At 57.5% G+C, this 11,477-nt stretch carries 11 protein-coding genes; 7 read left to right on the forward strand and 4 right to left on the reverse strand.

Annotation, left to right across the window (positions count from 1 at the left end; all coding sequences use genetic code 11):
- The first annotated feature begins 262 nt into the window (after positions 1-262).
- The 7 genes from WH50_RS23340 to WH50_RS23370 all read left to right on the forward strand — a co-directional run bounded on the left by WH50_RS23340 (position 263) and on the right by WH50_RS23370 (position 7,466).
- Positions 263-415, forward strand: a complete 153-nt coding sequence (locus tag WH50_RS23340) for a DUF2256 domain-containing protein (protein WP_110189602.1) — start codon at positions 263-265, stop codon at positions 413-415.
- A gap of 327 nt (positions 416-742) precedes the next feature.
- Positions 743-2,008: a cytosine permease gene (gene codB, locus WH50_RS23345; protein WP_110189603.1), complete on the forward strand. Its 1,266-nt coding sequence runs from the start codon at positions 743-745 to the stop codon at positions 2,006-2,008.
- Positions 2,009-2,059: 51 nt separating this feature from the next.
- Positions 2,060-3,265: a PucR family transcriptional regulator gene (locus WH50_RS23350; protein WP_110189604.1), complete on the forward strand. Its 1,206-nt coding sequence runs from the start codon at positions 2,060-2,062 to the stop codon at positions 3,263-3,265.
- A 97-nt stretch (positions 3,266-3,362) separates the two neighbouring features.
- On the forward strand, positions 3,363-4,613 hold the full coding sequence (codA, locus tag WH50_RS23355) for a cytosine deaminase (RefSeq protein WP_110189605.1): 1,251 nt from the start codon (positions 3,363-3,365) through the stop codon (positions 4,611-4,613).
- A gap of 429 nt (positions 4,614-5,042) precedes the next feature.
- Positions 5,043-5,423, forward strand: a complete 381-nt coding sequence (locus tag WH50_RS23360) for a DoxX family protein (protein ID WP_104152221.1) — start codon at positions 5,043-5,045, stop codon at positions 5,421-5,423.
- A gap of 163 nt (positions 5,424-5,586) precedes the next feature.
- Complete coding sequence (locus tag WH50_RS23365) at positions 5,587-6,465, forward strand: pirin family protein (RefSeq protein ID WP_110189606.1); 879 nt, start codon at positions 5,587-5,589, stop codon at positions 6,463-6,465.
- A 128-nt stretch (positions 6,466-6,593) separates the two neighbouring features.
- Entirely contained in the window at positions 6,594-7,466 is an 873-nt protein-coding gene (locus WH50_RS23370; RefSeq protein WP_110189610.1) for a pirin family protein, read from the forward strand.
- 22 nt (positions 7,467-7,488) lie between these two features.
- Here WH50_RS23370 and WH50_RS23375 read toward each other — a convergent pair whose 3' ends face one another.
- The 4 genes from WH50_RS23375 to rbsB all read right to left on the reverse strand — a co-directional run bounded on the left by WH50_RS23375 (position 7,489) and on the right by rbsB (position 11,385).
- Positions 7,489-7,968: a hypothetical protein gene (locus WH50_RS23375; RefSeq protein ID WP_104152223.1), complete on the reverse strand. Its 480-nt coding sequence runs from the start codon at positions 7,966-7,968 to the stop codon at positions 7,489-7,491.
- 368 nt (positions 7,969-8,336) lie between these two features.
- A complete protein-coding gene (locus WH50_RS23380) occupies positions 8,337-9,350 on the reverse strand; it encodes a substrate-binding domain-containing protein (RefSeq protein WP_110189607.1) in 1,014 nt (337 codons plus the stop codon).
- An 87-nt stretch (positions 9,351-9,437) separates the two neighbouring features.
- Positions 9,438-10,370, reverse strand: coding sequence for a ribokinase (rbsK, locus tag WH50_RS23385; RefSeq protein WP_110189608.1), 933 nt, complete (start codon positions 10,368-10,370; stop codon positions 9,438-9,440).
- A gap of 118 nt (positions 10,371-10,488) precedes the next feature.
- Entirely contained in the window at positions 10,489-11,385 is an 897-nt protein-coding gene (gene rbsB / locus WH50_RS23390; protein WP_110189609.1) for a ribose ABC transporter substrate-binding protein RbsB, read from the reverse strand.
- Positions 11,386-11,477 lie beyond the last annotated feature (92 nt).

Consider the following 11,477-nt stretch of genomic DNA (forward strand, 5'->3'; position numbering starts at 1 on the left):
GTCTATGAAAAACACGGTAGTCGGCGCCGTTCCGCCCAGCGGCATGCTACGTCGTCAGTGGATGTGCGGCAGCTGTCGCTGTTCTAACAGGTCGTTGAAAATCTATCTGCGTTGCCGAATACCGCGTCAAAAACAGGCTCAAAATGCTCATTTAGCTCACTAAACTCCGCTTTTTCGCCTGTTTTTTCCTTGTCTCGGCGGCCTCGATAACGTTTTTCAACAGCCTGCTAAGCCCCCCAGTAAGCAACCTGAGAACACTCGGATGGCCCATAAGAAACTCCACTTGCCGGAAAAAGTCTGCCCCTGCTGCCTGCGCCCCTTTCGCTGGCGCAAGAAATGGGCAAAAGACTGGGAGCAAGTGCGTTACTGTTCCGAACGCTGCCGCCGTCAGCGCTCTGCGCCCATCCTGCGCTAACGCTGCGCCGTGCTGGTGCACACTGCCCTACCTGCCCTGCTGGTGCCGCAGCAAGCGACAGTGGCTCAACCGCCTCTCACCTTCTACACTGTGCAGACTGCACAATCACCTCGACGGATTCATCACGTCATCGCACAACACAGGCTGTCTGAGCACCATTAGGTTTAAAACTGTTTCAGACTGGTATGCAGTTTGCCTTTACAGCTAGCGCAATTCGGATATCACAATGTGCTCACGAGATAGCAGCCGATCGTGAATACGTTCTTAGCGTCGCTGGCAACATACCCAGTGCACTCCCCTGCAACGCCGTACCTAAAGGAGTTTCCCATGAGCAATGATGTTCCAACGGATTACCCTCTCTCGGCAGTACCTCATTCTGATCGTAAAGGTCTGCTCTCCACCACGCTGGTGCTGGTCGGCTTTACCCTGTTCACCGCCACCATGTTTGCCGGGGGCAAACTGGCCAGTGGCTTCACCTTCTCGGAACTGCTGTGGGTGGTGCTGATCGGCAACCTGCTGCTCGGCGTCTACGCCGCCATTCTTGGCTATATCGCTTACCGCAGCGGGCTGAATACCCTGCTGATGGGCCGCTTCTGCTTTGGTGAATGGGGCAGCAAGCTGGCCGACATGATCCTCGGCTTTACCCAGATAGGCTGGTACTCCTGGGGCGTAGCCACCATTGCCATCGTGCTGATCAAGATCCTCGGCCTGCCTCAGGGCTGGGAAATCCCACTGATGGTGATCTTTGGTTTTGGCTTCTGCGTGACCGCCTGGATTGGTTACCGTGGTCTGGAGTGGCTGTCCCGTTTTGCCGTACCGGCCATGCTGATTTTCATCGTCATCAGCTTTATCAAGGGGGGAGAAGACCTCGGCAGCTGGGGCAAGCTGTTTGAGCTGACACCTGCCGATCCGATGACACTGGCCGCCGGTATTACCGTGGTATTCGGCACCTTTGTCAGTGGCGGAACTCAGGCTACCAACTGGAGCCGCTTTGCCAGGTCCGGCCCCATTGCCATCTGGGCGACCCTGGGTGCCTTCTTCGTCGGTAATGGCCTGATGGTGTTTACCGGTGCCTTTGGTTCACTGGTTTATCAGCAGGCGGATGTAGTCGATGTGATGCTGGCACAGGGTTTTGTCACCCTGGCGGTACTGATGCTGTTCCTCAATCTCTGGACCACTCAGGACAACACCATCTACAACTTTGCGGTCGCAGGCTGCAACCTGCTGCGCACCCCCAATCGCAAGTGGGTCACGCTGGCGGGCGCCGCGATTGGCACCGTGCTGGCGATCAACGGTATGTATGACATGCTGATCCCCTACCTGATTCTGCTTGGCACCTTCATTCCGCCGATTGGCGGTGTGATCATGGCGGACTTCTGGGTACGCCATAAGGGTCAGTACCCCAGTCTGGAGTCCGTCACCCTGCCCGCCTTCAACGTTCAGGGGCTGGCGGCTTACGTGATCGCTTCAGCCGCCGCCTACACCTCACCCTGGATCGCGCCACTGGTGGGCATTGTGGTGGCGGTCGTGGTCTACACCGTGCTGGTCAAACTGACCGCCAGCAGCACACTGACCGCGGAGGCCTCGTCATAAACCAGTATCGATACTCAGACCACCGGATGCCTTCTGCCCGGACATGTCGCCATGCCCATCACCTGCGCTGACATCCCGCACCTGCCCGGCCTTGAAAGCATTCGCTTTCGGGCGGGCTTTCAGGGTGCCAGTCAGGTGGTGCGCTGGCCCTATGTGGCAGAGAACGACACCATCCTGCCCTGGGTGGAAGGCGGTGAGCTGGTATTTATCACCGGCATCAACCATCAGCGTGACAGTGCCAACCTGTGTCAGCTGATTGAAGAAGGCCGTGCCCGGCAGGTAGCGGGCATGGTCATTCTCACCGGTCAGCCATTTATCCGGCAGATTCCCGCCGCCGTCATCCAGCTGGCCAACAACTACGGTTTTGCTCTGCTGGAGCAGCCCTATGATCTGAAAATGGTCAGCGTGACCGAGATCATCAGCAATGCCATCGTGCAGGACAATCTGCTCGGCCACTCCCGTCGCCTGTTCCTCAGTCGCATTATTGCCGGTATTGCTGAAGCACCTGAGCTGATCCATCTGCGCGCCCGTGAGCTGGGTATCGAGACGCAGCAACCACTGTGCGCCATGGTGATCCGTCTGGCACAGGGCGGCGACCGGCAACAGCGTGAAGACTGGCAGAATACCCTCGATGAGTTGCTGCCGGAACGACTGAAACTGCGTGATAACCCCTTCCCGGTACTGCGGCAGCTGCATGACTGGCAGCTGATCTGGCCGACGTCACCGGACAGCGAAGACATTGCCCAGCTGCTGGCGTCCCTGCAGCAGGTGCAGGCCGATATGCCACTGGTGATCGGTATTGCCAATGAAGGCAAGGGGCTTAGCAGCCTCGCCGAAGGCATGCAGCAGGCCCGTGAGGCCGCCACCTTTGCTGAAATTCATCATCAGCTCAACCAGCCCGTACACTATCGTGAACTGGGGGTCGCCCGGCTGTTTGCCGCCATTCAGGACAAACGTCTGCTGCTGGATTTCTGCAACCAGACCCTGGGCAGCCTGTGCTTCAACCGCAGTAAAGAATCACAGGAGCTGAAAGCCACGCTGGCCTGCTATCTCAACAGCCACGGGCACCATATCAACGCGGCGGCCACACTGGGTGTTCATCGCAACACCCTGCGTAATCGTCTGGCCACGCTGGAAAAAATCACTGGCCGCCCACTGCATGACCCGCTGCACCGGCTCAACCTGCACAACGCCCTGCTGATCGAGCGCATGCTGCTGCACTCCCATCAGCTGGACCCTCATGAGCCCGTGCCATGATGTTCTTTTACTTCAATCCTGCTCTGACGTTTGCCCTGCCTTCACTCTGTTCTGCGGTTGCTCGCCAGCGGCCAGCCGCCACGATAAGGAAAACACCATGAAAATCGTCAACGCCCGTCTCCGTCATCGCTCCGAACTCTTCACCCTGTCCATGGACAACGGCGTCTTTACCGCCATCGAGGTGCAGCCTGCGGCCGTCAGTGCAGCGGCAACCGATATCGATGCCGATGGCAATCTGGCCTGTGCCCCTTTTGTTGAGCCTCATATTCATCTGGACGCCGCCCTGACCGCAGGTGAACCGAACTGGAACCAGAGCGGCACGCTGTTCGAGGGGATTGAACGCTGGGCAGAACGCAAACCGATGCTGACGCCGGAGGACATCCGCACCCGTGCCCTGAAAACCATCCAGCTGCTGATGGAGAACGGCATTCAGGTGATCCGTACCCATGTGGACACCACTGACCCGTCCCTGACAGCGATGAAAACCTTCTGCGAACTGCGTGATGAGCTGAAAGACAAGGTGGAGCTGCAGGTGGTGGCCTTCCCGCAGGAAGGCATTCTGTCTTATCCCAACGGGCTCAGGCTGATGGAGGAGTCACTGGAAATCGGTGCCGATGTGGTCGGCGGCATTCCGCACTTCGAGTACACCCGGGAACTGGGTGAAGCCTCGATGAAGCACGTTATCGCGCTGGCGAAAAAGTATGACCGTCTGGTGGATGTGCACTGTGATGAGATCGATGACCCCAACTCGCGCTTTCTTGAGGTGCTGGCAGCCGAGGCGCTGTTCAACGATATGGGCCATCGGGTCACGGCCAGTCACACCACGGCCATGCACTCCTATGACAATGCCTACTGCTCCAAACTGTTCAGGCTGCTGAAAAAATCAGGGATCAGTTTTGTTTCCTGCCCGACGGAAAGCATCCATCTGCAGGGTCGCTTTGATACCTTCCCCAAACGCCGTGGCGTCACCCGCGTCAAGGAGCTGCTGGCGGCAGGCATGAATGTCTGTCTGGCGGAAGATTCGGTGTTCGACCCCTGGTATTCCCTTGGCAATGGCAAGCTGTTGCGGGTACTGGATGCAGGTCTGCACATCTGCCAGATGATGGGCTATCAGGATATTTCCAAAGCCCTCAGCCTGATTACCGACAACAGTGCCAGGGCGCTTGGTATCAGTGATCGCTATGGTATCGAGGTCGGCAAGCCCGCCAACCTGATCATTCTGTCGGGCAGTGATGACTACGAAGTCGTTCGTCGTCAGGAGGATGTGCGCTGGTCAATCAGAAAGGGCGAAGTCATTCTGCAGCGTCAGCCCGCCAGTCTGGTGGTCAGGCCGGGGATCCATCAGTAACCCGAGAGCCGCTCGCGCGCCCTGCAAATGCTCACACGCTGCCAGCTACCGCCAGACCGGCCGTGGCTGGCAGCATATCAGTCTGAACTGACGCTCCACACACTGCTTCCTCACACTGCCGCTCCACACCCTGCTTCCCCACACTGCATTCCGCACTCCCACCTGCTGCTCTTTTCGCTGCGTAGCAGCATATATCCAATTCCTTTAAACAACTTCACCAGAAAGGTGTCAGTTTTTCTGAACATGAAGTGTCAATTTTTCAGCTTTTTCGTAAACGGACCCTCACCTATAGTTTCTCCATCGACAGCGACTGACCAGATAAAGCAAATCGCTCAGTGACTGTCAAAAACCCGATATCCCACATCAACATTGCAAGACGTGACGAGTACAGAACTCGTTCGGAACTACAGAGCATTGAGGAGCCATACCATGAACGCAGCCATCAACGTTGTATCTCGTGTACTGCTAGCATCTCTCTTCGTTATCGCCGGTGTCGGCAAACTGGGCGCAGGTTACGCCGGCACCCAGGGTTATATGGAATCCATGGGTGTACCGGGCTTCCTGTTGCCACTGGTTATTCTGCTGGAAATCGGCGGTGGCCTGGCACTGGTTGTCGGCTTCCAGACCCGCTGGATCGCACTGATTCTGGCAGGCTTCAGCATCGTCACCGGCTTCCTGTTCCACTTCCACCCCGGTGATGCCATGCAGATGACCAACTTCCTGAAAAACCTGTCTATCGCCGGTGGTCTGCTGTTGCTGGTACAACATGGCGCCAGCTACCCCAGCATCGACAAACGTCAGGCTGACTGATCCCCTCTTGCCAACCCTGCCCCGTGCAGGGTTTGCCCCCTTAACAGGTCGTTGAAAATCTATCCGCGTTGCCGAATACCGCGTCAAAAACAGCCTGTTAATAACGTAAGCACGCTGTGACTGATGCCCACGTTATCGACACCAGAGTGAAAAGGAGGATGCCATGAATTCCACTGTCCACACCCCCGGAAAAAGCCGCGAAGTTGAGCATGTCGTTGCCGGTATGGAGGCTTCCGACGGCGCAGGCGTTCGTCTGCAGCGGGTGCTGACTCAGGAGCTGCAACGTCGCCTTGACCCTTTCCTGATGCTGGATGAATTTCGCTCCGATAACCCCGATGACTACATCGCCGGTTTCCCCGAACACCCTCACCGCGGTTTTGAAACCGTGACTTACATGCTGGCTGGCCGTATGCGTCACCGCGATAACGCCGGTAATGAAGGCTTGCTGACCGCAGGTGGAGTGCAATGGATGACGGCCGGTCGCGGCATTCTGCACTCCGAGATTCCCGAGCAGGAAGACGGCCTGATGCACGGTTTCCAGTTATGGGTGAATCTGGCCAGTGACAAGAAAATGATCGACCCCGGTTATCAGGATCTGCCCGCTTCGGCCATTCCTGAATACACCAGCGAGTCCTGTGCCCATATCCGGGTGATTGCCGGGGAGAGCGAAGGTGTTGCCGGTGCCATCAGCCGCCCGGACACAGAGCCACTGTATCTGGATATTGAACTGGCCCCCGGCAAACCCCATTGGCAGGCTATCCCTGCCAGCCACAACGCCTTCATCTATGTTTATTCAGGTGAAGTGCTGGCCGGTGACAGCCAGCGCAAGGTCACTACTCGCCGTCTGGCAGCGCTGTCGGGCAACCGCATGCGTGACCATCAGGGCGAAGGCATCGCGCTGCAATCGGCAGAGGGAGCGCGGCTGCTGCTGATCGCCGGACGTCCACTGAATGAACCGATTGCGCAGTGGGGGCCTTTTGTCATGAATACCCGCGAGCAGATCGAACAGGCCGTTACTGATTTTCGTAATGGCGATTTCTGAGCATCTGTTGCAGATCTCACCAACGAATTTGCCGACGATTTTTCCACACAGGTAGCCAGCGCGCTGAACATCAACCTCAACACCAGATGCTCAGCCCGCTCATCAACCCCTTTACCGGAGAACAGGTTATGCCCAGCTTACAACACCTGCTTCATCCCAAAGCCAAGGACATCGGCTTCCCCGTCCGCCGCCTGCTGCCCGCCGTCGTGCGCCAGAGTGTCGGCCCCTTTGTCTTCCTTGATCATATGGGCCCGGCGCACTTCCCGCCGGATACCACCGAAGGGGACGTGCGCCCCCACCCGCATATCGGTCTGGCCACCCTGACCTATCTGTTCAGCGGCGCCATCATGCACCGTGACAGCCTGGGGACCGTGCAGGAAATCACGCCGGGCGCGGTCAACCTGATGGCGGCGGGCAAAGGCATTACCCACTCGGAACGGATGCCTGCCCATGTCCGGCAGGATGACGCGGCGGTAGAAGGTATCCAGATGTGGCTGGCGCTACCCAAGCCTCTGGAGGAAATGGAGCCGGAATTCCTGCATTACCCCAGTACTGCCATGCCTGAGTTCAATGGCGATGGTATTCACCTGCATCTGGTGATGGGCAGTGCACTGGGCCTGACCTCTCCGGTCAAAACCTACGCCCCGACCCTGTTTGCCGCCCTGACCATGAAGGCAGGCAGCCAGTTCCAGCTACCGGCAGATTACAGCGAGCTGGCGTTTTATGTGGTCAGGGGTGAGGTATACACCGATCAGGATGAAAAAGTGGAAGCCTTCAATCTCGGCATCGCCGCAGACCATGACGGCCTGTGCCTGATTGCTGAACAGGACAGCACGCTGATTGTGCTGGGGGGCGAGCCACTGGATGGACGGCGCTTCCTCAACTGGAATTTTGTTTCCAGTCGCAAGGAGCGCATCGAGCAGGCACGGGAAGACTGGATCAATCAACGTTTCCCGACCATCCCTGGCGATGATCAGGAATATATTCCACTGCCACGTTAACGTCGGCAGGTGCGGGCTGGGGTTACTGCAGGGTCATGGAAGCAGCGGGACTGCCCTGCTGGTCCCAGTCCAGATTCAGTGCCCAGTCCGCTTTCTTTTCTGACTCCATCAGAATCTTGATCAGCCCGTGCAACAGCTCAGCGGACAGCACAAAGGTTTCGCCCTGCTCCTGCTCGTCATACAGACCGATCAGATGCCGACCATCACTGTGCGAGCCGTGACGAATGGCCATCACCAGAATCGCCTCTCCGGCAATAGCCGCGGGCGGTTCGGGAGTGGTATCAAGCTTTTTGTCGATCTGCTGGTGCTGCATCTGCTTCATCCAGCCCTGCGCTTGCGGGGTGACCCCCGGCACCAGCTGAGTGTTGAGACGCTGCTGAATCACTTGCCACAGAATCCGGCAACAACGGCGCGTGAGCCAGAACCCCAGCACACGGTCACCGAGATTGACCCGCAACAACATCCTGTCCTGCTTGGCATCGTAGGTAAGCTGAAACTGCATTGAGTCCTCACTGTCTTGAGCGTTAATCACAGTCTTGAGCGTTAATCACAGCCTTGAGCGTTAATCACAGCCCTGAGCGCTAATCGCCGCGGACATATCCCTGATCTCGTGCGCCAGATGATCCCGCACGCCACATGATTCAGCACACAAAAGTCACGCCGTGTATCCGATGCGCAGCAGATCAGGAATACATTCCTGCGAGCCTGCCAGACTTGACCGGCTTTTTCGCAGTAAGTCCGGCGTCACATCCGACAGTACTCCTAGCTTCCGCCGCCAGCTGGCATCTGTAAACCCGTCTTTGGGCTGAGCAGCCGTCACGCCACTGCTCAAAAACTGCTGATCAAGAACTACTGATCAAGAACTACTGCTCAGACGGTTGGGCTTAACCGACGTACCGACGCACGCTGCACCAGACTGGGCTTCATCATCACCGTACGGTCTGCCTGCTGTTTATCCTGTACCCGTTCAAGCAAAGTTTGTACCGCAACGGCAGCAATCCGTGCCGTATCCTGATGAATGGTGGTCAGCGCTGGCGTCATATAGCGAGCAAAGGGAATATCGTCGTAGCCCACGATGGAGAGATCATCCGGTACCCGGACACCGTGTTCGGCAGCAGCGCTGATCAGCCCCATGGCCATCATGTCATTACCAGCGACCATGGCGGTCGGCCGTTGCTGCAATTGCAGCAGCGCCAGCATGGCCTGATAGCCACTTTCGCAGTCAAAGCTGCCTTCCAGTACCCACTGCGGATTGACCACCAGACCTGCCTCCTGCATCGCCCGCTGATAGCCCTGCCAGCGCTGCTGTGCAGGCAGCTTCTGCATCGGCCCGGTCAGGCAGCCAATGTCACGGTGCCCTTCATCAATCAGGTGGCGTGTGGCCAGATAACCGCCCTCTTCGGCGCTGTCCTGAATGGTATCCATTCCCGGCTGAATCGGGCCCCAGTCCATAATCACAGTCGGCACCGAGCCAAAACGCTCGAACCAGCCCGCTATATGGTGATTGGTTTCGGTGCACATCAGCAGCAGGCCATCCACCCGGCGCTGCAACAGCAGATCAAGATGACTCTGCAGCCGCTCTACATCGCCTTCGGTATTACACAGAATCAGGTGATAGCCCTGCTGATAGCAGGCATGTTCGACATTGCGCACCAGTTCAGAAAAGAACGGGTTGGTGCTGACGGTAACCAGCATGCCGAAGGTTTTGGTGGTGTTGATCTTGAGGCTGCGCGCCACCGCACTGGGAGCATAGTTGAGCTGAGCGACAGCAGCCTGCACGCGCGTACTGATCTCTTCGCTGACGTAACGGGTGTGATTGATAACGTGAGAAACCGTGGAGGTGGATACACCAGCAAGCCTGGCGACGTCCTTGATGGTAGCCATTGGGCCAGATACTCCTGCCAGGACAATTCTTGAAGCGCACCACAAGGGTGACGGCACCTGCCGCTACCCTTGTGCTGGAGCCTATTTTTACCGAGCCTGCAGAAAGCTATCCACTTCAGCCCGACGCGGGATAGACGTCTGCGCACCCAGACGGGTGACGGAAATAGCCGCGGCAGCATGGGCAAAAGGCACCGCTTCCTGCATGGACTTGCCTTCCAACAGCGCTACCAGCAATCCGGCATTGAAGGTATCACCGGCTGCGGTGGTATCAACTGCCTGCACCTTGAAGCCTGTGATCACTGCCCCGTCAGTGCCGGCGTCACTGCGCTGGCTGATATAGGCGCCCTGCGAACCCAGGGTAATCACTACCGTCGAAATCCCGAGGGCATGGAGGCTGGCTGCCGCTTCTGCCGCCGAAGCCTGATCTCTGACGGCGATCCCGGTCAGCACTTCGGCTTCGGTCTCGTTAGGGGTAATCATATCCACCTGACTCAGCAGCTCTGCAGGCAGACTGCGCGCCGGAGCCGGGTTCAGTACCACACGTACACCGGCCTCGCGGGCGGTACGGGCAGCCAGAATGCAGCCATCCAGCGGCGTTTCCAGCTGCATCAGCAGTGCACCTGCCTGCTTGATCATCGGCAGATGCGGCTCGATGCGTTCAGCACTCAGACGGCCATTGGCCTCTTCTGACAGGCCGATGCAGTTCTCGCCTTCGGCGTTGATATAGATGATGGCAATGCCGGTGGGCAGATCGCTCTCCACCATGACGCCATCAATGTTCATGCCATCCTGAGCGAAAGCTTCACGCATGCTGCGGCCGGTATCATCGTTACCCACGCAGGCGATAAAGCTGACGTTACCACCCAGACGTGCAGCGGCAACGGCCTGATTGGCGCCTTTGCCACCGGCCACTACCTGATAGCCGCGACCGCGGATGGTCTCACCGGGACGGGGGAAATGCTCTACCTGCAGAATGTGATCCGCATTGACGCTGCCTAAAACAACCAGGGATTGGCTCATTATCATTCTTCTCATTTTGCTGAAAGTCGTATGCCGCTGCGGCCCGCCTTGGTTCTCAGGGACGAAAGCGAGCCCGGGGCTCGCTTTCATCGATCATTTACCGCAAAGGCAACGAACGTTATTCAGTAATCAACTTCAATTCGACGGGAATATTAGCCTCAACGTCGCCACCTTTCAGCAGCTTGTCAGCAGTAATTACGCCGATCTCACCGATTTTTTCAGGTTGCTGGGCAACGGTCGCCGCCATCAGGCCACGCTGTACGGCCACTTTGCCGTCGTCAGTACCGTCAAAGCCAACCACCATGATTTTCTTGCCAGAGGCCTGAATGGCACGCACTGCGCCCAGTGCCATTTCATCGTTCTGGGCAAACACGGCCTGTACATCAGGATGAGCGTTCAGCAGGTTTTCCATGACGTTCAGACCTTTGGTGCGGTCGAAGTCAGCGGGCTGGCTGGCCAGCACGGCAAAGTTATGCGCCTTGGCAGCCTGATTGAAACCTTCACCACGGTCACGGGCAGCTGATGTACCGGCGATCCCTTCCAGCTGGATGACCCTGGCACCGTTACCCAGTTTTTCAGCGATGAAATCACCGGCCAGCTTGCCGCCAGCAACGTTGTCAGAAGCAATGTGGCTGACCACTTTGCCACCAGCAGCGCCACGATCCAGCGTCAGTACCGGAATGTTGGCGTTGTTCGCCATACGCACCGCATTCACGACCGCTTCAGAGTCAGTGGGGTTGATCAGGATGGCCTTGACCTTACGCACGGTCAGGTCTTCTACGTTGGCCAGTTCCTTGCCGGGATCATTCTGTGAATCCAGCACCACCAGATCATAGCCCAGAGCTTTGGCGGTGGATTCTGCACCTTCCTTCATGGTGACAAAGAAGGGGTTGTTCAGGGTCGACAGTACCAGTGCCATGCTGTCTGCATGGGCGGCATTGATGCTGGCGCCCAGCAGAGCGGAAGACAGCAGCACGGCGGCTTTGGTACGAGTGAACAGATTAGCGACTTTCATGACCGATATTTTCCTTGTTGTGTGGGGTCCGACAGAGCATCGGGTAAGTAACAGGCCGTTGAAAATCTATCTGCGTTGCCGAATACCGTGTC

This window comes from Pokkaliibacter plantistimulans (assembly GCF_003194385.1).
GTDB lineage: Bacteria > Pseudomonadota > Gammaproteobacteria > Pseudomonadales > Balneatricaceae > Pokkaliibacter > Pokkaliibacter plantistimulans.